This window comes from Iodobacter violaceini (genome assembly GCF_011601265.1).
GTDB classification, from domain to species: domain Bacteria; phylum Pseudomonadota; class Gammaproteobacteria; order Burkholderiales; family Chitinibacteraceae; genus Iodobacter; species Iodobacter violaceini.
In genome coordinates this window covers 546,069-567,496 of record NZ_JAAOLX010000001.1, presented here as the reverse complement: position 1 = coordinate 567,496, position 21,428 = coordinate 546,069, and the positions used below count along the sequence as shown (strand labels likewise).

Annotated in this window: 21 protein-coding genes and 1 tRNA gene; 13 read left to right on the top strand and 9 right to left on the bottom strand. The window is 48.7% G+C overall.

Annotated elements, in window-relative coordinates; all coding sequences use genetic code 11:
- Window positions 1-298: 298 nt before the first annotated feature.
- From HA050_RS02525 to HA050_RS02495, 7 genes are all read left to right on the top strand, one after another.
- On the top strand, window positions 299-934 hold the full coding sequence (locus HA050_RS02525; RefSeq protein ID WP_166821595.1) for a YceH family protein: 636 nt from the start codon (window positions 299-301) through the stop codon (window positions 932-934).
- Window positions 935-1,152: 218 nt separating this feature from the next.
- Window positions 1,153-1,350, top strand: a complete 198-nt coding sequence (locus HA050_RS02520; RefSeq protein WP_166821592.1) for a hypothetical protein — start codon at window positions 1,153-1,155, stop codon at window positions 1,348-1,350.
- A gap of 54 nt (window positions 1,351-1,404) precedes the next feature.
- Window positions 1,405-1,950, top strand: coding sequence for a YaeQ family protein (locus HA050_RS02515; RefSeq protein WP_166821589.1), 546 nt, complete (start codon window positions 1,405-1,407; stop codon window positions 1,948-1,950).
- A gap of 67 nt (window positions 1,951-2,017) precedes the next feature.
- The gene (locus HA050_RS02510) at window positions 2,018-2,326 is read left to right on the top strand and encodes a nucleotide pyrophosphohydrolase (RefSeq protein WP_166821586.1); all 309 of its coding nucleotides are present in this window, start codon (window positions 2,018-2,020) and stop codon (window positions 2,324-2,326) included.
- 5 nt (window positions 2,327-2,331) lie between these two features.
- Complete coding sequence (locus HA050_RS02505) at window positions 2,332-2,874, top strand: DUF1415 domain-containing protein (RefSeq protein WP_205836277.1); 543 nt, start codon at window positions 2,332-2,334, stop codon at window positions 2,872-2,874.
- A 105-nt stretch (window positions 2,875-2,979) separates the two neighbouring features.
- Window positions 2,980-3,468, top strand: coding sequence for an Ivy family c-type lysozyme inhibitor (locus tag HA050_RS02500; protein WP_166821580.1), 489 nt, complete (start codon window positions 2,980-2,982; stop codon window positions 3,466-3,468).
- 144 nt (window positions 3,469-3,612) lie between these two features.
- A tRNA-Arg gene (locus tag HA050_RS02495) sits at window positions 3,613-3,687 on the top strand.
- 105 nt (window positions 3,688-3,792) lie between these two features.
- Here the strand turns inward: HA050_RS02495 and HA050_RS02490 are convergent.
- From HA050_RS02490 to HA050_RS02465, 6 genes are all read right to left on the bottom strand, one after another.
- On the bottom strand, window positions 3,793-5,679 hold the full coding sequence (locus HA050_RS02490) for a methyl-accepting chemotaxis protein (protein ID WP_166821578.1): 1,887 nt from the start codon (window positions 5,677-5,679) through the stop codon (window positions 3,793-3,795).
- Between the two features lie 184 nt (window positions 5,680-5,863).
- Window positions 5,864-8,065, bottom strand: a complete 2,202-nt coding sequence (locus tag HA050_RS02485) for a RelA/SpoT family protein (protein ID WP_099398060.1) — start codon at window positions 8,063-8,065, stop codon at window positions 5,864-5,866.
- 247 nt (window positions 8,066-8,312) lie between these two features.
- Window positions 8,313-9,824, bottom strand: coding sequence for a methyl-accepting chemotaxis protein (locus tag HA050_RS02480; RefSeq protein ID WP_166821575.1), 1,512 nt, complete (start codon window positions 9,822-9,824; stop codon window positions 8,313-8,315).
- 161 nt (window positions 9,825-9,985) lie between these two features.
- Window positions 9,986-10,864, bottom strand: coding sequence for a ribosome small subunit-dependent GTPase A (gene rsgA / locus HA050_RS02475; protein WP_166821573.1), 879 nt, complete (start codon window positions 10,862-10,864; stop codon window positions 9,986-9,988).
- A gap of 113 nt (window positions 10,865-10,977) precedes the next feature.
- On the bottom strand, window positions 10,978-11,295 hold the full coding sequence (locus tag HA050_RS02470; RefSeq protein WP_099398063.1) for a 4a-hydroxytetrahydrobiopterin dehydratase: 318 nt from the start codon (window positions 11,293-11,295) through the stop codon (window positions 10,978-10,980).
- 40 nt (window positions 11,296-11,335) lie between these two features.
- A complete protein-coding gene (locus HA050_RS02465) occupies window positions 11,336-12,583 on the bottom strand; it encodes a M48 family metallopeptidase (RefSeq protein WP_166821571.1) in 1,248 nt (415 codons plus the stop codon).
- Window positions 12,584-12,626: 43 nt separating this feature from the next.
- Here HA050_RS02465 and orn point away from each other — a divergent pair, with 43 nt between their 5' ends.
- The 5 genes from orn to HA050_RS02440 all read left to right on the top strand — a co-directional run bounded on the left by orn (window position 12,627) and on the right by HA050_RS02440 (window position 15,841).
- On the top strand, window positions 12,627-13,199 hold the full coding sequence (gene orn / locus HA050_RS02460) for an oligoribonuclease (protein WP_166821568.1): 573 nt from the start codon (window positions 12,627-12,629) through the stop codon (window positions 13,197-13,199).
- Window positions 13,200-13,446: 247 nt separating this feature from the next.
- Window positions 13,447-13,926 carry a CinA family protein gene (locus tag HA050_RS02455; RefSeq protein ID WP_166821565.1) on the top strand — a complete coding sequence of 160 codons (480 nt, stop codon included), beginning with the start codon at window positions 13,447-13,449 and terminating at the stop codon, window positions 13,924-13,926.
- 34 nt (window positions 13,927-13,960) lie between these two features.
- Window positions 13,961-14,557, top strand: coding sequence for an MFS transporter (locus tag HA050_RS02450; RefSeq protein ID WP_166821562.1), 597 nt, complete (start codon window positions 13,961-13,963; stop codon window positions 14,555-14,557).
- A 67-nt stretch (window positions 14,558-14,624) separates the two neighbouring features.
- Window positions 14,625-15,494, top strand: coding sequence for an Hsp33 family molecular chaperone HslO (gene hslO / locus HA050_RS02445; protein ID WP_166821560.1), 870 nt, complete (start codon window positions 14,625-14,627; stop codon window positions 15,492-15,494).
- Window positions 15,495-15,499: 5 nt separating this feature from the next.
- The gene (locus HA050_RS02440) at window positions 15,500-15,841 is read left to right on the top strand and encodes a nuclear transport factor 2 family protein (RefSeq protein ID WP_205836258.1); all 342 of its coding nucleotides are present in this window, start codon (window positions 15,500-15,502) and stop codon (window positions 15,839-15,841) included.
- An 87-nt stretch (window positions 15,842-15,928) separates the two neighbouring features.
- Here HA050_RS02440 and HA050_RS02435 read toward each other — a convergent pair whose 3' ends face one another.
- Window positions 15,929-17,389: a YdgA family protein gene (locus HA050_RS02435; RefSeq protein ID WP_166821553.1), complete on the bottom strand. Its 1,461-nt coding sequence runs from the start codon at window positions 17,387-17,389 to the stop codon at window positions 15,929-15,931.
- An 89-nt stretch (window positions 17,390-17,478) separates the two neighbouring features.
- Window positions 17,479-18,849, bottom strand: a complete 1,371-nt coding sequence (gene purB, locus HA050_RS02430; RefSeq protein WP_166821550.1) for an adenylosuccinate lyase — start codon at window positions 18,847-18,849, stop codon at window positions 17,479-17,481.
- 336 nt (window positions 18,850-19,185) lie between these two features.
- Between purB and HA050_RS02425 the strand changes: the two genes are divergently transcribed.
- Window positions 19,186-20,034: a 2OG-Fe(II) oxygenase gene (locus tag HA050_RS02425; RefSeq protein ID WP_166821547.1), complete on the top strand. Its 849-nt coding sequence runs from the start codon at window positions 19,186-19,188 to the stop codon at window positions 20,032-20,034.
- A gap of 208 nt (window positions 20,035-20,242) precedes the next feature.
- Here HA050_RS02425 and HA050_RS02420 read toward each other — a convergent pair whose 3' ends face one another.
- Window positions 20,243-21,376 (bottom strand): PLP-dependent cysteine synthase family protein, encoded by a 1,134-nt coding sequence (locus HA050_RS02420; protein WP_277344349.1) that lies wholly within the window; start codon window positions 21,374-21,376, stop codon window positions 20,243-20,245.
- Window positions 21,377-21,428 lie beyond the last annotated feature (52 nt).

The following is a 21,428-nucleotide window of genomic DNA, read 5'->3' as shown; positions in this document are numbered from 1 at the left end:
CAATTCGTGTTTGAGCGAAGCGAGTTGACACAACGCCACTGTCCGCAGCGAGGAGTCTTCGTGTTTTGAGGTTGTGGCTTGGCTTCGTTTCCTGGCCGCGCAAGAAAGGAAGGTCCAGCGGGACGCCCGCAGCAAAATCAATGTGCCGAAGGCACTAAAAGAGGTCTTTTTTATTTTGGCTGGCATGTATGGGGTGAAGCTCCCGGGCTTCATTCCATACATTTTTGCAATTGAATTTAGTAAGCTTCGCATCATTTAAGTGCATAATAAACCCATCTGCCTGATCTGCCGGTGATCTATGACTTTCCTCCTTTCCCTGCTTGAAACCCGCATTCTGGGTGTGTTAATCGAAAAGCAAATTACTGTTCCTGATACCTATCCTTTATCTTTAAATTCCCTTGTTTCAGGTTGTAATCAGAAATCCAGCCGTGATCCTGTCATGTCAATTAATGACACCGAAGCGGATGAGGCACTGGTGCATTTAAAAGAGCTGAAGCTGATTGAGTCTTCACACTTGGGCGGGCGTATTGCGCGTTATTCGCAGCGCTTTGCCGCCGTGTTTCAAGTGCCATCGCAATCGGTAGCCATTTTAACGGTGCTGATGTTGCGTGGCCCGCAAACAGCAGGCGAGCTGCGTCTGGCTTGTGAGCGTTTGCATAAGTTTTCGGATATTTCAGCGGTAGAGGCTTTTTTAGAAGAGCTTGCATCCCGTAGCAGCGGGGCTTTAGTCGTAAAACTGCCTCGCCAGCCAGGGGCAAGAGAGTGCCGCTGGGCGCATTTATTATCCGGCGAGCCGGTGATCAGCGAGACTGCGCCAAGTGCCAAAGGCAGTGCCGATTCAGCCTTGCAGGCTAAAGTGGATCTTTTAGAAATCGAACTCTTTGAATTAAAAGAAAAAGTGGCCAGAATTTGCGCTGAATTAGGCGTGGAATAACTGGCGATGCTGACGTTTGACTGGCAGTTTCGATAAGCCTTTAATCAGACGTCAGGCCCATGCTGGCTTGCCATGCGGCAAAGAATGCCGCCTGGCAGGGGTATTAAAGTCTTCTTATATGCTGCCGATGATCTGGCTATGTGGCTTGCAAGCTTTCGGAACTTTGGCACGATGCTTGCATAGTTTTTTGATAACGCTTGATCATCAGGATGTTTATCATGAGCACTTTTGTCATCCACCCTATTTGGCCGGTCAGTGAACCCGAAGTAATGGAATACGGCCTTTTCCGTGTGACCCGCCATGGCGAGCTGGAGCTGCTTCGCAGTGCTTGTCTGGAAAGTCTGACCGATGTGCATCACAAGATGCTGCATTTGGCAGAGCATGCTAAAAACCCCAGGCAGTGCAGGGCGGATTGAGCTTTAACATTTAGGGTAAGATGCGGGCTTATTTCATTTTTCTCGTGATCCGCTATGGCCCTGAAGGCAACTATTTTTAAGTCTGATCTGCAAATTGCAGATATGGATCGTCATTACTACGCTACCCATTCTTTAGTGATTGCCCGTCATCCTTCTGAAAATGATGAACGCATGATGGTGCGCCTTTTAGCCTTTGCTTTGCATGCCAGCGAAACACTCGCGTTTACTAAAGGCTTAAGTGATACCGATGAGCCGGATATCTGGCAAAAAGATTTTACTGGTGCAATTGAATTGTGGATTGAATTAGGCCAGCCGGATGAAAAGCGAATTCGCCAGGCCTGTGGTAAAGCGCAAAAAGTAGCGGTGTTTACTTATAGCGGCAATAGTGCGGATGTTTGGTGGAAAGGCATCGCCAGCAAATTAGAGCGTTTGGATAATCTGCAAGTGATTAATGTGCCGGTAGAAATGACCCAAACATTAGCCGCCCTGGCTAATCGCAATATGCAATTGCAATGTACGATTCAGGATGGCCAGGTTTGGCTGGCAGATAACAGCCAGTCTGTTGAAACACATTTCACTATTTTAAAAGCATTTAAATAAGACCGGGTGGGTGAGCATTTATGCCCACGCGCCATTGATGATTACATATCAATAAGAGCCGCCATTTATGGATTTAAACCAGCTTATGCTCGATGTCCGCCAGTTTGCACAAGCGCGCGATTGGGAGCGTTATCACACGCCTAAAAATTTATGCATGGCGATGTCGGTAGAAATGGCCGAGTTAGTAGAGCACTTTCAATGGGCAACGCCAGAGGAATCTCAGCAATTAGATTCAGCTAAGCGTGAAGCGGTAGAGCAGGAAATGGCCGATGTATTGCTTTATATGATCAGGCTGGCCGATGTGCTGAATGTAGATTTAGAACGCGCCATTCGGGCAAAAATGGTTTTAAATGCCGTTAAATATCCACCTTTGTAAATATGATGAATTTATCCAACGATCAAATTATTCAGGATACCGAGCGCTGGCTGGAAAAAGCCGTGATTGGTTTAAATCTTTGCCCCTTTGCTAAAGCGGTGCATGTTAAAAAGCAGCTTCGCTATGCAGTGAGTGATGCTCGTAATATTGATGTGCTGATTGAGACATTAATTAAAGAGCTGGAGCTGCTGGCAGAAACAGACCCGGCAAAAATTGAAATGACGCTGCTGATTCATCCCTATGTACTGGGGGATTTTCTGGCTTATAACGATTTTCTTGAAATTGCCGATTCTGTACTGGAAGAGCTTGATCTGGACGGGATATTTCAAATCGCCAGCTTTCACCCTCAGTATCAGTTTGAAGGCAGCGAGCCGGATGATATCGACAATTACACTAATCGCAGCCCCTATCCTACTTTGCACTTACTGCGTGAAGACAGTATCTCTAAGGCGGTTGAGGCTTTTCCAGATGCGGATGTTATTGTTGATCGTAATATTGCCACTCTGCGCAGCATGGGCCATGAGGGTTGGAAAAAGCTCTGGGTGTAGGGGCTGAGGCAGATATGGAGCAGATACGCAGCATTTACATTAAAGATTAAATGAACTTTGGCGCTGTGGGTCATCCTAATAAGGATTGATTGCCAAGGATGATTTATGCTGCCCCGTTTTGCCATCTTGATCGTGGCCATTTTACTGAGTGCTTGCCAGGAAAAAAGTACGCCGCCTGCAAAAGCGGTTGCCAGGAACGAAGCCAGTACGCCTGATCTGTTTTTTAAGAAAAATCAGGCAGAGTGGGACAGCCTTTTGCAGTTTATCGGCCAGAATCCGCAGGATATCAATTTGTGGGAAAGGCCGCCTCTGAAGCACGCGCTGCGCCTCTTGCTTGGGCCCCAGCTTAATGTGTTTAAGCAGTATATGGAAAAATGCAGCCCTGTATTGCAGGATGAAGTGCTTTATATCAGGGGCAGTATGCAGGATGAAAGCAAGGGGCAGGCCTATCTGTTGATTGATATTGAAAACAGAAAGCTGGAAGTGGGGCTGATTAGCAATGGAAAACTGGAGGTTCTTTCAACACCGGGTGAGGCTATCCGGTTGCCGGATGATTTAAAGCCGCTGACAGATAATCTAAGTATTCAAATGTAAGTTTGCTTAAAGGCAGTAAGCGATAACGGCCTCAGCGTTTATGTTTTCTGCTCTCTGCGTCACCGCCTCTGTGCCGGGTAAATTTTGCATAAGCATTTACTCCTGTCAGATGACAGGTATAATACGCCCGCTGCAGCAATCATGGTCCTCGTAGTACAACGGATAGTACAAGTGCCTCCTAAGCGCTAGATACAGGTTCGATTCCTGTCGGGGATACCAGCGCAAACACATCAACCCGCTTTACGCGGGTTTTTTTGTGGGCGGCGTTTGGGCTAAGCCTTGCCGCCATCAACAGCCTCGTTAAGGGCTGCTGATGGCTCAGGGCTAAAGCTTGAAGCGGCCAAACTGCTCGGTCAGGTAGGCGGCCAGCTCGTTTAAATCATGCACGGTTTTGGTGGCATGCTGCAGATTAGAATCAGACTGCTGCATTTGATTGGTAATGTTTTCTGCGCTTTGCGCCATGGCGGTGGTGGCGTTTTGTTGCTCCAGCGTAGCGTGGGCAATTTCGCCAATCTTGGCCATCACTTCATCCATATTTTCGCGAATCGTGCCAATTTTGGCTGCGGCTTCTTCGGATAAGTTCACGCCGCTTTGCACTGCGGTAATGGTGGTTTGCATATTATTAACTGCAATGCCTGTTTCACCCCGAATCCCGTCAATCATGCCGGTAATTTCAATGGTGGCCGAAGAGGTGCGTTCCGCGAGTTTACGTACTTCATCCGCTACAACAGCAAAGCCGCGTCCTTGCTCGCCAGCCCTTGCGGCTTCGATTGCCGCATTAAGCGCAAGCAAATTGGTTTGGTCGGCAATTTCTTTAATCACCCGAATAATGCCGCTGATATCCTGAGCTCTTTGATTCAGCCGGTCGAGCAGGCTGGATAAATCACCGACTTCTCTGGCCGATTTGCCGACTTCATTGGCGACTTCTTTTACTGTAGAGGCCGATTGCCCGGATAAAGCACCGGTACTGGTGACCAATTGATTGGCATCTCTGGAATTATCAGCAATATGCGAAATGCTGACGGTGATTTCTTCAATTGTGGCGGCATTGGAGGCGGATAAATCGGAAAGCCGCTGTGAGTCATTTGCCAGATCATTCAGAACCGAATTAATAGCACCAATACCCGTGGTTAAATTAACTGTTTCCTTGCGAATATCGACAAACATGGTGCGTAATTGTTCGGTAAAGCGATTAAAGGCCTTAGCGGTCGCCGCAATTTCATCGTTGCCTTCAATTTCTATTTTGCTCGTTAAATCACCACCGCCCTGTGCAATTTCCTGCATGGCAATGCGGACTTTATCCAGACTCCTGAGCATTCTGCTAATCAGAAAGCCGGCAACGGGGATCACTATAATTAATAGAATGACCAAGGCTGCTATGGCTTGCCACACTAATTGATTAAGCGGCTCCAGAATGGTGTGTTTATCAATGACAAGGATAAGGTCGATATCCGTTCCCTCTACAGGCTGAACAAATACGTATTTATCTTCGCCACCAATGCTGATTTCTGCCAGCTCACGGCTGTTTGCAATTGTGGCCATACTGGCAGCGTTAAGGTCGCTGGCAATATCAGTAGTGGGTTTGTTTAGTTTATCTTTGTCTGCATGGGCCAGAATTTGCCCAGTTTTATCAGCAAGCACAGCATAGCCATTGCCTGTGAGTTTAATGTTTAAAACATCTTTTACCACCCCTGCAAGTGATATATCCACTGCAGCAACGCCTTTAAACCCGGCATCGCCTTTTACCGGGGATGCAAAAGATAAAATAAGCTGTTTGCTTTCTGCATCGATATAAGGCGGGGTGAGAATGGTTTTTCCTGCTGCCATCGCTTGCTTATACCAGGGCCTTGATGTCGGATCAAAATCAGCAGGCATATTAACGACATGGCCGCTGATAAATTTTTTATCCGGGGTGCCGATATAGGCTAAATCGAATTTAGCACTTTTTTCGGTTTGATATAAAGCCGGCACCGGATCTGTGGCTTTTGATATTGCATCCGCGAGGCCTGAAACTATATTTTGTTTTTCTTCTACCCAATTACGCAGCACGACATTGTAGCCAGTGCTAATCCCGATAATTTCATTATGCAAACTGACATTAATCATTTCGTGACGCATTTTTAAATAGCTGCCATATGTAAGTATGGCGCCAGAAATAAGCGTGAGTAATGAAATAAATGCGATCAGTTTTACTTTCAGAGATTGGTTCATGATCGGGCTCTTTTATGCAAATAACATGATTTATACAGAAAGAGCAAAAGGCCATAGCGATTGAATTGCGAATGAATCCTGATTCACAATAAAAAAGCAAGCCCTGCTTCAGGTATTTACATGGTAAGTATTGCATATAAAAGAGCAAGCGCCAGGATTAATTAGCCTTTGCTGATCTAAGGTATTACCCGCGTATAACACGGATCACTTCATTCACGTCTTGCAATTTAATTAAGATTCTTTGTAATTGTTCGGCATCCCGGATTTCCAAAGTAAATCTCATTAATACCCGCTGATCTTTGTTTTGCGTATTCACGGCAGTGACATTGATTCGCTCTCTTGCCATGATGTCGCTTAAATCGCGCAGCAAAGTACCGCGGTTATGCGCTTCAACTAATAAATCTGTGGCAAAAACATGGCCGCGCTGAATGCCCCAGTCTGCATTAATTAAACGCTCTGGTGCTGCGCTGGCCAGGCGTTTTAATGTGCTGCAATCACTGCGGTGAATGGAGATGCCGCGGCCCTTGGTCACAAAGCCCATGACATGATCGGGCGGCACTGGCTTGCAGCATTTGGCGAGCAGGGTCATCAGTTTATCTACCCCCTCAATCAGAATGCCCTCGCCATTGCCATTTGCCCTTGCTGCTTTGATAAAGTCGTTAGGCTGCTCTGAGATGGGCTCGATAGGGGCCAGGCTTTCCCTGAAGGCCTGATTAAGCTCGCGCTGAGAAATCTCGCCCTGGCCAAGCGCCGCAAACAGCTCTTCGATATGCTTGCAGCCTAATTTAACGGCGATATTGTCCTGATTGGCATCTCTGGCTGCACAGCGGGCGGCTTCTTTATCGTAAATTGAGCGGCCTGCTTCAATGGCGATATCCTGGTGCTGCTGGCGTATCCAGTGGCGAATTTTGCTGGCGGCACGGTGGCTCTTTACATAGCCCTGATGCAGCCAGTCAAGGCTTGGGCCGCCTTCTTTGGCCGAAAGGATTTCTACCCGCTGGCCGTTCTCCAGTGCGGTATAAAGCGGCACAATCTGGCCGTTTACTTTTGCACCACGGCAGCGATGCCCAAGATCGGTGTGCACGTGGTAGGCAAAATCGACCGGCGTGCTGCCTTTGGGCAGGGTGATCACGCGCCCTGCCGGGGTGAGTATATAAATAGTGTCGTCAAACAGCTCGGCTTTGAAGGTTTCGGCAAATTGCGTTTCGCTGGCCATATCTTCACGCCAGTCCAGGAGCTGGCGCAGCCAGGCAATTTTTTCTTCGTAACGTGCATCGCCCTGGCCGCCTTCTTTATAGCGCCAGTGTGCGGCCACGCCGTATTCGGCGTGTTCGTGCATTTCTATGGTGCGAATCTGTACTTCAACCGCTTTATCATTTTCACCGATCACAGCGGTGTGCAGGCTGCGATAAAAATTGCCTTTGGGGTGGGCGATATAATCGTCAAACTCGCCTGGAATAGGCTGCCAGAGGTTGTGCACAATACCAAGCGCGGTATAGCAGTCTTTTAAATCAGGCACCAGAATACGCACGGCGCGGATATCGTAAAGCTCAGAGAAATCGAGCTTCTTTTTCTGCATCTTTTTCCAGATACTGAAAATATGCTTGGGCCGCCCCATCAGATCGGCTTTTACACCCGCGTTATTCAGCTCAATTCTGAGGGTGCTTAAGACCTCATCAATAAATTTTTCCCGGTCAACCCGGCGCTCATCCAACAGTTTGGCGATTTTTTTATAAGTGTCGGGGTGCAAGTAGCGAAAGCCCAGATCTTCCAGCTCCCATTTGATTTGCCATACGCCTAAGCGATTGGCCAAGGGGGCAAACAGATCCAGTGTTTCCTGGGCAATACGGCGGCGTACATCGTCCGGAGCCTGAGCCAGCTCGTGCATGGTTTGGGTACGCCAGGCCAGCTTGATCAGCACGGCGCGAATGTCTTCCACCATGGCGATCAGCATTTTGCGTACGGCCTCGATCTGCTGTGCGGCATCTGCCGCTTTGCCACCGGCAGGATGGGCCAGGCTGCGTAATTGGCTGACCTTGCTTGCACCGTCAAGCAGCCGCGTGACATCAGGGCCAAAGTGGGTGTTGATCAGCTCCATAGGCTGATTCAGCTGGGTAGGCAGGGCAAATAAAAGGGTGGCGATGACGGAATTGGCATCAAGGCGTAAATCCGCCACGATAGAGGCGCTGGCAACGGCGTGCTGAAAGAGCGAGCTGCCGGTATCGGTATGAATGCGCTGGCCGTACTGTTCAAAGACCCAGTCCAGTGCTTGTCGTAAGCGTACGATATCTGTTGGCGGGTAGCGCTCTGTTAAGGCACTGAGCCAGCGATCAGGATCTGCCGCTTCTGCAATAGATTGGGCAAGCGGGCGGGTAACGGCAACCATATCGAATCACTACGAAAAATTAGAAGCTAATTTTGCCTACTTTGCGTGGCTAGTCATAGAGTGAACTGTGTTTATTGTAAATAATTTCTTGTTTTTATATAAGAAGACTGCTGTTTTTTACTTACAAGAAACAAATCGCAGATTAAATGTGCCGGTATTGTTCTGAAGCCTGGCGCTTTGTTGTTGGCATATTATCTGTAAACCGAAACAGGCTTAGCCGTTTTCTCTGGTTTAATTGAAGGAATGCTCAGAGTTTAAAAAATTGAATTTTATCCTGCACAAGCTGAGTTTGAGTGCCGATATCAGAGGATGTTGCGCCCAACTCCTCTGCAAGCGCGGCATTGATGCTGGAGATGCTGTTAAATTGGCGCATGGTTTCACTCATTTGCCCAATTGCACCGGATTGGTTGGCCGCAGATTCGGAGATTTGCGAGATAAGATCGGCTGTACGCTGAATTGAGTTTTCAATCTGATCCAGCGCCTGGATGGCGGCATCTGATTTATCGATACTTTCTTTTGCCAGCGCTTCAATATCAGAGGCTGCAATCTGGCTTCTGAGCGCCAGCTTTTGCACTTCTGTGGCGACAACAGCAAATCCTTTGCCGTGTTCTCCCGCTCTGGCGGCTTCAATGGCAGCATTCAGTGCCAGCAAATTAGTCTGGTAGGCAATGTCGTCAACAATACTGACTTTTTTGGCGATTTTACGCATCACACTGACTGTTTCTCTGACGATGTGTGCGCCATTTTTAGAGGCTGCAACTGCGTCTTTAGATTGCGTAACAGACTGCTGGCTGTTTTTAAGCGTGTGGCGTGTGGTATCGCTGAGCAGATTTAAAGTGCTGGTATTTGCCTCAATGCCGCTTGCCAGCTCACCACTGGAGTCCCGCAGCTGCTGTGAGGTTGCGTTAATCTGAGCAGAGAGGGTAGAGAGCGTTGCAACGCAGTTTTGGGTTTCTGAAATAACCAGCTTTAAATGCATCCCCATGGCCTTAATACCTGCCAGCAGGCCCGTTGCATCTTGTGGATTCAGTGCGGTAACGACTTGTAAATTACCTGCTGCAATGTGGGTCATCACATTCGCCATAGCAGGCTCGGCTTCTAATATGCGGATCACTTTCCTGTAGGTGGAGGCCACAATAAAGGTAATGATGATCAGGGTGATGATTAGCAAGCCCAGTGCCAGCTTACTGCTTTTTTGACTGGTTTCAGTGGCGGCTGTTTCTTCCTGCTGCTGGTAAGCCAGCGCAAGCGGAACGACGGCATCGATGGCTTTGCGGTGAGTTACATAGAGTGCTTGTAATTTGAGGGCAGTTTCTTTTAAAGAAAGGCTGTCGTAGTTTTCTATTGCGGGCAGCAGCTGCTGATTTAAAAGGCTTAAGTACTGCCGGGCCGGGGGATAAGCCGCATCACGCATGGCGTTAATAATGGAAGCGGGAAATGCGCTGTTTTGCCAGTATTTTTGCCGCTCTTCGAAGTTTGCGACGGCTTTTTTCAGGTCCTGAATCAGCAGGGCCCGCTGCGCACCATCGTTACTGTTAATTAATTGCTGGGCCAGTAAATGTGTTTCTACCAGATTGGCTGGCGGTGGGAGTACATCGGCAATTAAATCTTTACTTGTGATAATGCGCTGATAGCGTGGCCCATTGATCAGTACTTCAGAAGAAATGCGCCAGATAATGGCTGTTTGTGTCAGCAATAATAAAATAATAAGCAAAAGCAGGCTGATAAATTGCCTGCGAACGGTTATTGCTTTGCTCATTAATCATCCCTCGCTGTTGAAATAAGAAACCAGGCCGCTTGCAGAGTAAATCGCATTCTGCAAAATAAAATATGGATACGGGATATTTTGGGCTTAATTTCTTATTTAGCTTAGCTTAGGCTGTGCATTTCTCAAACATACATAAAGTGCTGCTGATTTATTTAATAGCGGCTGCCAGAGCTTAATTCATCTTGTAAGCGATGAAGCAGAGCAAGCCTTTGCGGGCTGATCGTGCCTTCTTCCACTCCCGCCCGCATACCGCAATCGGGCTCCTGGCGGTGGCGGCAATTATGAAAACGGCAGGTGCCGATGCGCTCTCTGAACTCCGGGAAATAAGCGGGTAAATCTTGTGCCGTAATATGTGCCAGGCCAAATGACTGCAGGCCTGGCGAATCTATCAGCGCTGATTCGGCATCCAGGTGATAAAAAGTAGCATTCGTGGTGGTGTGTTTACCAGAATCCAGCGCAACCGAGATTTCATTGACCCGGGCATTGGCATCGGGCAGAAGGGCATTGGTAATGGTGGATTTACCCATTCCTGACTGCCCTACCAGCACAGAAATATGCCCGACTAATGACTCACGCAATGGCGCGATATTATCCAGCGCTGAAATCTCTACCAGCTTGTAGCCCAGGTTTACAAAGTATTCCAGGCGCTCTCTGGCGGCCGCTGCTGAGGGTAAATCGCATTTATTTAAGCAAATCAGTGTTTGAATGCCACCGGCTTCGGCGGCAATGGCACAGCGGCTGATCAGCTCGGTTGAAAAGCTGGGCTCTGAAGCTACCACAATAATCAGCTGGGTGACATTGGCGGCAATCAGCTTGCTTTTCCATGCATCCGAGCGGTACAGCAGGGTTTTGCGTTCTAAAACACGTTCAATGACGGCTTGTTCATCATTTAAAATTTGAATATCGACTAAGTCGCCACAGGAGTAATCCGTTTTCTTACCACGGGTGCTGGCCCGAAGGCGCTTGCCACCCGCGCATTCAATAATATAAGACTTGCCGTGGCTAGCGACGATACGGGCTGTTTCGGTCATGTAGTTGCTTTTTAAAGTGAGGGCGTTCCAGTAGGGCAACGCAGATAAATCATTCAGGCAAATGCCATCAATACGAGTAAATACCGGGGCCGGGCGCTGGCCCCGGAAGATGCTTAGCTTTTCTTATGCAGTGCGTCTGAGCGTGCGGCACAGATAAAATCATTACGGCTGACACCATTGGCGCTATGGGTATTCCAGCGCACGCGGCAGCGGCTGTAGCTGACATCCAGATCCGGGTGGTGATCTTGCTGATTGGCCATCCAGGCGACTGCGTTTACAAAGCCCATGGTTTCATAAAAGTTTTTAAAGCGAAATGTTTTCTCAAGATAGGCTTCAGTAACGATCCAATCCTGCAAATCGGTAGAGAGCATTTCTGCTTCAACTTCACTGAGTTTAGCGGCATCGTCCTGGCAATTTTCTGTGCTTAGCATTTTTATTCTCTCTCTGAGGGGATCAATATTAGCAATTAGTCTAATTCAGTTTTTTCAATGCTGCGATCCGTAATGCTGCAGGCGGGTGACTATCGTAAAACATGCTGTGCAAAGGATCGGGCGTCAGCGTGGCGGCATTATCACGATAAAGCTTTACCAGTGCATTAATCAGATCATGGGCTGATTCTTGTTTGGCAGCGTAGGCATCGGCTTCATACTCGTGTTTGCGCGAAGACATTGAGCTGACCGGGGCAAAAATAAAGGTAAACACCGGCATCACTAAAAAGAACAGCAGCAGTGCTGTTGCCGTGGACTGGCTGCTGACGCCAAGCCCCTGATAAAACCAGAGTTCTTGTTTTAATTGCCCTAAAACCCACAGCATGCCCAGCATCAGGCCAAAGGTCCAAATCATGCGTTTGGCAATATGGCGATGCTTAAAGTGGCCTAATTCATGCGCCAGGACGGCGGCTACTTCACTGGCATTTAAATGCTTGAGCAGGGTATCAAAAAATACAATTCGCTTGGCTTTACCAAGGCCGGTGAAATAAGCATTGCCATGGCTGGAGCGCTTAGAGCCATCCATCACAAAAATGCCATTGGTTTTAAAACCGCAGCGGCTTAACAGCGATTCGATCCGCTCTTTTAAATCCGGATCAGATAGCGGCTCAAATTTATTAAAAATAGGCGCAATAAAAGTTGGAAAAGCCCACATTAATAAGAGTGAAAAGCCCACCCATACGGCCCAAACCCATAGCCACCAATATGTGCCCATCTGCTCCATCAGCCATAACACGCCAGCTAAGAGCGGCAGGCCAATGACGGTGGCCACAGCGGTGGTTTTAAGTGTGTCGGCAATAAATAATTGGGCGCTCATATTATTAAAGCCAAAGCCAGCTTCAATTTTAAATGTGGAAATCAGAGTAAAAGGCAGCGTGATTAAGCTGTGGATAAGGGTAATGCCCATAATCAGGGCTACGCCCGCCCAAAGCGATGAGGTAAACCAGCCTGATATCAGCTGATTCAGCCATTCAATCCCGCCGCCCAAAGTAAATGCGCCCAAAAGCATGGCTTCAAACAGAGTAACGATCATGCCAAAACGTGTTTTTGCCACAGTGTAATCGGCGGCGCGCTGATGCGAGGCCTGGGTAATTTCGGAGATAAACTCAGCAGGAACGCTGCCTCTGTGGCGTTTTACATGGTTGATATGGCGCATTGCCAGCCAGAGTTGCAATATTACGCTGGCCGTTAAGGCAAACAGAAAGAGGAGGGAGAACTGATTTGCGTTCATTTACGGGTAAAATAGCATTTTTGTGTGTTGAATAGGGCCAAGTATGCCACAAGACAAGAACCACCTCATCTGGGTTGATATGGAGATGACTGGGCTTGATCCCGAGAAAGAGCGCGTGATCGAAATTGCCGTCATTATTACCGATAGCAATCTGAATATGATTGCCGAAGGCCCCGTGCTGGTGGTGCATCAGGATGACAGCGTCTTAGATGCCATGGATGACTGGAATAAAAATACCCATGGTAAATCAGGCTTGATTGATAAAGTAAAAGCATCGGTGATTACAGAGGCCGAAGCACAAGCGCAATTGATCGCCTTTTTGGAAGAATATGTTCCTAAGGGCGCATCACCACTGTGCGGTAATTCAGTTCATCAGGATCGCCGCTTTTTGGTGAAATATCTGCCTGAGCTGGAAGAATTCTTCCACTACCGCAATCTGGATGTTTCTACCCTTAAAGAGCTGTGCAAACGCTGGCAGCCAGAAGTTGCCAAACAGTTTAAAAAGCGTGGCGCGCATACGGCATTAGCAGATATCCAGGAATCGATTGATGAGCTGAAGTTTTACCGCGAAAACTTTATTCGTGAGCCAGCGGTGGCGGTTGCAGCCGGGGTTTAAAAAAGCGGGCCGGGCAGGATTTTCCCATCGCCCTGGCCGCAACTCCTGAACTGCAGAGCAAACAATCTTATCTGTGAATCTCTGTATTTTCTGCGGATTCAGGTGTTGCTTTCTCAGTATTCAGCTGAAGCATTTTGATGATCAGTGACTGTGATGCCCCCGCGCAGCGGCGTTTTATTTTCAGCCGTGCGGGCATCACATCCTGCCCGTCTTCAGAGTTTGTTTGAAATATAAAGGTGTCACCCCCATGTTGGTACTAGCAACACAACTCGGACGCTTGCTGCTGGCGCGTGGCCAGAGTGTTACAACTGCAGAATCCTGCACTGGCGGCCTGATTGCCGGCGCAATCACCGATGTGGCAGGCAGCTCGGCGTGGTTTGAGCGTGGTTTTATTACTTACTCCAACGAAGCCAAAATGGATATGCTCGCCGTTCCGCCGGATTTTATCGCAAGGCTTGGCGCCGTGAGTGAGCCTGTTGTTGCAGCCATGGTGCAGGGGGCGTGTCATTTGGCGGGAGCTGAATGGGGTGTTGCTGTGAGTGGTGTGGCAGGCCCCGCAGGGGGCAGCGCTGATAAGCCGGTGGGTACCGTTTGCTTTGCATTTGCAGGGCCGGCAGGGATTATCACCGAGCAGGAATTATTTGATGGCGACAGAGCCGCAGTGCGTATGCAAACCGTACGCCATGCCCTGATTCGCCTGATTGAGTTGATTGAAGAACAAGATTGAAACGACTCTGAAAAAAAGAAATGAAGGAAAATAAATGACCACGGTAGTAGTCGTTAAAAAAGGCGATCAGATCGCCATTGCGGCGGATAGCCAGTCTACTTTTGGCGATACCCGGCTGGGTGCCGGGGATGATGCATGCTGGAATAAAATTTTTGCCGCGCACGATGGTTATTTCTCGATTGCAGGCAGTGCTGCACATGATCTGGTTTTGCAGGCCGCGCTTAAAAAAGTAAAAAATCTGGATTTCAGTGACAGGCCCGCCATTTTTGAAAGCTTCAGAAAGCTGCATCCCAAGCTTAAAGACGATTTCTTTTTAAAAGTAGACGAAGAAGAAGACGATCCTTACGAATCCAGCCAAATGACCGTGCTGCTGGCTAATCCGCATGGCATTTTTGCTGTCTACAGCCTGCGTGAAGTCTATGAATACCAGCGTTTCTGGGGCATAGGCAGTGGCCGCGATTATGCGATTGGCGCGATGAATGCCGTTTACGATAATCCGGATTTAAGCGCTGCCGATATCGCTCGTATTGGCGTTGAGGCTGGTTGTGCTTTTGATGTCAGCTCATCGATGCCGATGACCAGCTATTCGGTCAACCGGGTACAAACTGCCACTGCAAAAACGGGCAAATAATAAATATATTTGTGGTTCGGCAGTCTCTTGACTGGCGAATTGCAGCTTTTTAGGTAGAGAGTAAAACATGAAAGATTCACTAGAGCGTTTTTTGTTTGATGGCCTGCCAGTGCGCGGCGAAATTGTTCAGCTTGATGGCACTTATAAAGAAGTGCTTACCCGCCACCCTTATCCGCCTGTATTGCAAAAGCGGATTGGCGAGCTGCTTGCTGCTGCCGCCTTACTCACTGCAACCATCAAGCTTGATGGCACTTTAGTGATGCAATTACGCGGTAATGGCCCGCTTAAAATGCTGGTGGTTGAATGCACCAGCGAAATGACCATGCGCGCTACAGCACGCTGGGAAGGCTTGCTTTCCAGTGATGCCACTCTGGCCGGGCTGATTGGCCAGGGCCAGTTTTCTATCATGATTGATCCGCAGGATGGTGAAACATGGCAGGGCGTGGTGGGCTTTGAAAAAGGCCAGAGCGTGGCAGAGATTATTGAAAACTATATGCAGCGCTCCGAGCAGCTCGATACCAAAATCTGGCTGGCTGCCGATGGCGAAATGGCCGGTGGTCTCTTGATTCAAAAGCTGCCGGAAGGCCAGGGCGATGCCGATGGCTGGGACAGAGTTACCGCCTTATCGCAAACCATCCAGGACGAAGAGCTGCTTACCCTGCCGCTGCGCGAAACACTTTATCGCCTGTATAACGAAGAAAAAGTCCGCATCTTTGACCCGGTATTCCCAAGCTTTGCCTGCACCTGCTCCAGAGAGCGCGTGGGTGGCATGCTGAAAATGCTGGGTAAAGAAGAAATCGAAGGCCTGCTCGCCGAACACGGTCATGTGGATGTGGGTTGCGAGTTTTGCAACGAGAAATACCAGTTTGATCAGGTGGATGTGACCCAACTCTTTATCGGGCACGGGATCACTGAAGTGAATCCGCAGCTGCATTAAGGATAATGATGAGAAGCCCTGCCCAGCTTGCTCAGGATCAGCTGGAAGCCTACAACGCTAAAGACCTGGATGCTTTTTGTGCCTGCTACAGCCCGGATGTGCAAGTCTGGCACCCGCCTGCGGCCAGCCCGGGATTGCGGGGCATGGATCAATTCAGGGCGCGTTATGCCGCCAGCTCTTTTGCTAATCCAGCGCAGCGGGCAGAGGTGGGCCAGCGCATCGTGATGGGCAATAAGGTGGTGGATCATGAATGGGTATACGGGCGCAGTGCGCAGCCTGAAGCGGTGATCGTGATTTATCACTGTGAGGATGGGCTGATTAAGGATGTGTTCTTTTTTAGTTCCTGATCCGGATCACATTCAATGATCTGTTCTTGCAGTTAAAAAAATGCCCCATTATTTTGGGGCATTTTTTATGGCTTAAGAATTTACGGCTTATTGCTCAACCGCAGGCTGTTGCCAGGGCAGCGGTACATTGATGCCATTGAGCGTGAAAGCGCCTTTTTCCAGCGAAGCTTTTGCTGAGAGCAGGCCGTTTTCGCTGCGGATCAGGTTTTGATCGGTCAGCTTATTGATCTGGCCTTCTACAAATTGGCCTGCCAGATAATCCAGATCGTCTGCTGCTACGCCGCTGTCCGGGCCGCCGAACATATTGCGGGCTTGCCACATCACCATGGTTTCGATCACTTTGCGTGGTACAGAGAAATCGGCTCTGGCGTGAAGCTTACTTACAAATTCGACTGGTTTATCCAAGTCTTCAGGCTTAAAGCCTTTGAGGCCAACTTCGGTGGTAAAGCGGATTGAGCCGTCAGGCAGTTTAACGTCAAACTTTTTAATGGCCAGCAGCGGGTCGTGCGTCAGCAGCGGCATGCCGTGGGTTTTAACCAGCTTAACCAGCTCGGCTGAGAACTCATCGCGCTTCAGTTGTTTTTTCTGCAGTGCGGTAAATTCATCCGCCAGCTTTGCAAGCGTCGGGCCGTGTAAATGGCTGGCAGAGGCTTGCAGCTCGGCAGGACCATAAGGCTGATCGTCGAGGATTAAGCGGGCAAGGTTGATATTGGCGCCGCCGTTAATAAACTCGCCTTCTTCTGCAATATTGCCAGCGTACTTCAGGTTTTCTAATTTAAGCTTAATCGGGGTGCCTTCCGACAGCTGCATATTAAAACCTGCCAGATTGGCATTGGTTGTACCCAGCATCACGCCGGTTTTACCACGCACATGATCAAAGCCAAAGGTTAAATCATTAAAGGCAAAGGAGAGTTTGCCCTTGGCTTCACCCGATAAACCAGGGGCATTGGCAATGAGTTTTACGCTGTTGAAATCACCACCATAATTAAGAGTGGCATCAAAGCCTTTCCATTTGGCTTTTACGCCAGAAATGGCTTCTTCATAATCAAAGCTCGGTACTTTTACAGAAATAACGCCATCGTCATTAAAGCCAATTCTGTTTTCAATATGAATGGGTTTTTGTGTGCCAAAGAATTGGGTTAAAAACTTTTGTGTTTCCGGCGAAAAAACGAATTCAGATTCAACCACTGCTTTATATGGACGCAGATTAAAGCTGCTTAGCAGTGGGAAGGGGCCGTGCTTAATATGCTGGGTATAGGTCACTTCAAATTTAGGCAGCTCAGTGCCTGCACGCTCAATAAAAAAGCGATAAAGCTCAGGATTAAGCAATAGCGTGGTTTTTTCGTTTGAGCTAAACCAGCCGGGCTGATATTCACGATTTTTTACAATAAAGTAGGGCAGGCTGCTTAGCCATTCATGCTGCTTTTGCAGTGTTTTTTCAGCGGCTTTTCCAGCTACATAGGCACCGCCAATATAGGCTGTGGACAGGATGGCGGCTGTGATTGCACTACCCAGTAATACTTTACGTTTCACCATTGTCTCCGACATTCAATATCGTGCCTCGCGCATCAAAAAGGCGTTTCAGATGCAAGCTTGGCAGAAAAACGGGCGCTTGTGGCGCCCGTTAAGATTGGATTTTATATCCGTTGCGCGAGTTCTACAGCTTTACCAATGTAGTTGCTTGGTGTCAGCTCTTTGAGGCGGGCTTTTTCCAGCTCGGGAATTTCTAAACCATCAATAAATACAGCCAGTGCTTCGCGGGTCATACCGCTCTTGCCACGGGTAAGCTCTTTTAGCTGCTCGTAAGCATTAGGCACGGCATAACGGCGCATGACAGTCTGGATTGGCTCGGCCAGCACTTCCCAGTTGGCGTTCAAATCATCAAGCATGGCCTGACGATTGACTTCCAGTTTGTTCAGGCCTTTTAAGCAGGCACTGTAAGCCAGCAGGCTATAGCCTAAACCAACGCCCATATTACGCAATACGGTAGAGTCGGTAAGGTCACGTTGCCAGCGGCTGACTGGCAGCTTTTGCGAAAGATGAGTCAGCATCGCATTGGCCATGCCCAGATTGCCTTCGGAGTTTTCGAAGTCAATAGGGTTAACCTTATGCGGCATTGTGCTGGAGCCAATTTCGTTCTTATTGACGCGCTGTTTAAAGAAGCCCAGCGAGATATAACCCCAGATATCGCGGTTCATATCAATAAGAATGGTGTTGGTACGGGTAAACGTGTCGTACAGCTCGCTCATGTAATCATGAGATTCGATTTGCGTGCTGTAGGCGTTAAAGCTGATGCCAAGGCTTTCTACAAAACGGCGGCAGAAGTTTTCCCAATCAAAATCAGGGTAGGCCGAGATGTGGGCATTGTAGTTACCAACCGCGCCATTGATTTTGCCCAGCAGTTCAATTTTTTCGATTCGAACAAGCTGACGCTCAAGGCGGTAGGCCACATTGGCCATTTCCTTGCCCATGGTGGTCGGTGTCGCTGGCTGGCCGTGGGTACGGCTCATCATTGGCGCATCGGCTAAATCGTGGGCCAGTTCTTTGAGCTTAGCGATCATTTCTTTGAGCTTTGGCAGCATCACCGCGTCACGCGCGCCTTTTAACATCAGGGCGTGGCTAAGGTTATTGATGTCTTCCGAAGTACAAGCAAAATGGATGAATTCGTTGGCGGCGCTGACTTCGGCGTTGCCGGACAAGCGTTCTTTCATCCAGTATTCCACGGCTTTCACATCGTGGTTGGTGGTGCGCTCGATGGTTTTCACTTCCAGCGCGTGCTCTGGTGAAAACTGGGCGACAACCGCATCGAGTTCAGCGATGGTGGCTGCAGAGAAGGGCTTAATCTCTTCAATGGCCGCTTCTGCGGCAAGGGCTTTTAGCCAGGCAATTTCAACGGCCACGCGGCTTTTAACCAGTGCGTATTCGCTAAAATGTGGACGTAAATCGGCGAGCTGTTTTTCATAACGACCGTCGAGCGGGGATAGGGCGGTAAGGGCTGAAAGTTCCATTCTAAGCCAAGTCTCACGTCTACAAAAATCAAGGCGCTAATTTTACCACAGCACACGCCTGCTGCTCTTGCCAAACTGCATTGACCAGACAAATGAAATGGTAAAAAAAACGATGCAGCCGCCGTTTTACAACGGGGGCGGGGCCGTTATATTCATTACCCTGGCTGGGCGGTTATTTAATATCCTACTTTAATGTTAAGTATTTGATCAGTTGAGTGAAATTTTACCAAAGTATTTATCTTGTGTTGTTTGCAACGCCAGAGCAAATAAGGATGACAGCAGAGGCTGAGTCTTGTAAGAATATCACTACAAATAAATCAATAAGAGGATGGGACGATGAATACTGAAATTACAGCAGACTGGCAAAATTGGATTGTTGAAAACCTGGCCAGGGGCTGCGTACCACAATCACTGGTTGAGGTGATGGCAGGAAAAGGCTTTGACCCGATTTTTGCCAATGCCATTGTTTTTCATTTTTCTAATTTATCAGCGCAAACGACAGCGGCCGTGCCTGCCGCAGCTTATGTGCCTGAGCGCCCCCGTTTTCCAATGGAAGGCGGGGTTATTCAAACGCATGACCGTGTTGTCCGGGTGAGTGCCAGAGTGAATAAGCCTGTTGTGGCGATTTTGGATGATGTTTTGTCGCCGGATGAGTGCGATGAGCTGGTGCGCTTATCTAAGAGTAAATTAAAGCGCTCGACGATTGTTGATCCGCAAACCGGTGCTGAAGAGGTGATCGATGATCGCAGCAGCTACGGTACTTTTTTTACGGTGAATGAAAATGAGTTTATTGCCCGGCTGGATCGCCGCATTGCTGAAGTTATGCACTGGCCGATTGAAAACGGTGAAGGCATGCAAATTTTAAATTACAAAATCGGTGGTGAATATAAGCCGCACTTTGATTATTTCCCGGTTGCCGATAAAGGCAGTCAGGTGCATTTAAAAAATGGCGGCCAGCGTGTATCCACTCTTGTGATGTATTTAAATGATGTGGACGAAGGTGGTGAGACGATTTTCCCGGAGCTGGGGCTTGCCGTTGCGCCAAAAAAAGGCTCGGCTGTTTATTTTGAATACTGTAATAGCCAAAGCCAGACGGACCCAATGACTTTACACGGCGGTAATCCGGTCAGGAAGGGCGAAAAGTGGATTGCCACTAAATGGATGCGCCAGGGGAGGTTTGGTTGATGCAGGTCGGGTCAGACGGTTTATTCGCGGGTTTTGGCGAATTGATGACAGCACTTCTGTGCTGCAGCCTCCCCTTTTATTAAAGGGGGCTGAGGGGGGAGGGGGATTTGCCTTTGGTTTTTGGCTAACTTCAGCCCAACATCAACTGCAAATCAGCCCCCCTTTTACAAAGGAGGAACGTGTGCTGACTTGTGTAGATACATTGGCCCTAAGCCTGATCTGCCCGACGTAAATTCAGCGTTTCGCCTCGCCCGGTAATCGCTTTGATCTGCTCCAGCCAGGGCTGAATATCAATCTTCCGTTCTGCCAGCCACGCATCGTTGTAATAAGAATGCGCGTAGCGCTCTCCGCTGTCGCAAAGCAGGGTCACAATGCTGCCACTTTGTCCTGCAGCTTTCATTTCTAAAGCCAGAGCCAGTACGCCAGCTAAATTACAGCCAGTGGAGCCGCCGACTCTGCGGCCCAGTTTTTCTGCCAGCCAGCGCGTTGCGGCAATTGACAGTGCATCGGGCACTTGAAACATGCTGTCTATCACAGAAGGGAGAAAAGACGCTTCAACTTTAGGGCGGCCAATGCCTTCAATCAAAGATCCACAATGCAGGCTTAAGCTGCGATCCTTACTGCAAAATGCATCAAAAAATACCGAGTTATCCGGGTCCGCGCAGGCAATTTTTGTGCTGTGCTGGCGATAACGCACATAGCGGCCAAGGGTGGCTGATGTGCCGCCCGTGCCACAGCTGGCAACAATCCATTGCGGAATCGGGTGAGGCTCTAATGCCATCTGAGCAAAAATAGATTCGGCAATATTGTTATTGGCCCGCCAATCGGTTGCGCGCTCTGCGTATGTAAACTGATCCATAAAGTGGCCGCCGGTTTCTGCGGCAAGCCTGAGTGATTCACTGTGTAAGGTGGTTGGATCATCAACCAGATGGCAGCGCCCGCCATAAAAAGTAATGGCTGCAATTTTTTCGGGGCTGGTGGAGGCAGGCATAACCGCAATAAAGGGCAGGCCTAACAGCCGTGCAAAATATGCTTCTGAAATCGCGGTTGAGCCGCTGGAGGCTTCAATGACCGTGCTTTTGGCATGGATCCAGCCATTTGCAAGGGCATATAAAAATAATGAGCGGGCTAAGCGATGCTTTAAGCTACCTGTTGGATGGCTGGATTCGTCTTTTAAATAGAAATCGATGTCAGGAAAACCCGGTAAATTGAGCGGGATTAAATGGGTATCTGCAGAGCGGTTAAAATCGGCTTCAATCGTGCGAATAGCACGGGCAACCCAAGTGCGGCTATCAGTCATATGCGTCATTACTTTGGTGCGAAAGATATCAGAGCATTTCATGGGGGGCGCTCTGGTTCAAGTAAAAAATGCGGGCAGGGCAAATAAAGCTTTA

Bases quoted from the DNA above. Each gene is read 5' to 3' on its own strand.
- HA050_RS02490 (WP_166821578.1), bottom strand. From the start codon at position 5,679: ATGAACCAATCTCTGAAAGTAAAACTGATCGCATTTATTTCATTACTC.
- HA050_RS02510 (WP_166821586.1), top strand. From the start codon at position 2,018: ATGGATTTAAACCAGCTTATGCTCGATGTCCGCCAGTTTGCACAAGCG.
- HA050_RS02435 (WP_166821553.1), bottom strand. From the start codon at position 17,389: ATGTCGGAGACAATGGTGAAACGTAAAGTATTACTGGGTAGTGCAATC.
- HA050_RS02465 (WP_166821571.1), bottom strand. From the start codon at position 12,583: ATGAACGCAAATCAGTTCTCCCTCCTCTTTCTGTTTGCCTTAACGGCC.
- HA050_RS02505 (WP_205836277.1), top strand. From the start codon at position 2,332: ATGAATTTATCCAACGATCAAATTATTCAGGATACCGAGCGCTGGCTG.
- HA050_RS02480 (WP_166821575.1), bottom strand. From the start codon at position 9,824: ATGAGCAAAGCAATAACCGTTCGCAGGCAATTTATCAGCCTGCTTTTG.
- rsgA (WP_166821573.1), bottom strand. From the start codon at position 10,864: ATGACCGAAACAGCCCGTATCGTCGCTAGCCACGGCAAGTCTTATATT.
- HA050_RS02450 (WP_166821562.1), top strand. From the start codon at position 13,961: ATGACCACGGTAGTAGTCGTTAAAAAAGGCGATCAGATCGCCATTGCG.
- HA050_RS02440 (WP_205836258.1), top strand. From the start codon at position 15,500: ATGATGAGAAGCCCTGCCCAGCTTGCTCAGGATCAGCTGGAAGCCTAC.
- purB (WP_166821550.1), bottom strand. From the start codon at position 18,849: ATGGAACTTTCAGCCCTTACCGCCCTATCCCCGCTCGACGGTCGTTAT.
- HA050_RS02525 (WP_166821595.1), top strand. From the start codon at position 299: ATGACTTTCCTCCTTTCCCTGCTTGAAACCCGCATTCTGGGTGTGTTA.
- HA050_RS02420 (WP_277344349.1), bottom strand. From the start codon at position 21,376: ATGAAATGCTCTGATATCTTTCGCACCAAAGTAATGACGCATATGACT.
- orn (WP_166821568.1), top strand. From the start codon at position 12,627: ATGCCACAAGACAAGAACCACCTCATCTGGGTTGATATGGAGATGACT.
- HA050_RS02515 (WP_166821589.1), top strand. From the start codon at position 1,405: ATGGCCCTGAAGGCAACTATTTTTAAGTCTGATCTGCAAATTGCAGAT.
- HA050_RS02520 (WP_166821592.1), top strand. From the start codon at position 1,153: ATGAGCACTTTTGTCATCCACCCTATTTGGCCGGTCAGTGAACCCGAA.
- HA050_RS02485 (WP_099398060.1), bottom strand. From the start codon at position 8,065: ATGGTTGCCGTTACCCGCCCGCTTGCCCAATCTATTGCAGAAGCGGCA.
- hslO (WP_166821560.1), top strand. From the start codon at position 14,625: ATGAAAGATTCACTAGAGCGTTTTTTGTTTGATGGCCTGCCAGTGCGC.
- HA050_RS02500 (WP_166821580.1), top strand. From the start codon at position 2,980: ATGCTGCCCCGTTTTGCCATCTTGATCGTGGCCATTTTACTGAGTGCT.
- HA050_RS02455 (WP_166821565.1), top strand. From the start codon at position 13,447: ATGTTGGTACTAGCAACACAACTCGGACGCTTGCTGCTGGCGCGTGGC.
- HA050_RS02425 (WP_166821547.1), top strand. From the start codon at position 19,186: ATGAATACTGAAATTACAGCAGACTGGCAAAATTGGATTGTTGAAAAC.
- HA050_RS02470 (WP_099398063.1), bottom strand. From the start codon at position 11,295: ATGCTAAGCACAGAAAATTGCCAGGACGATGCCGCTAAACTCAGTGAA.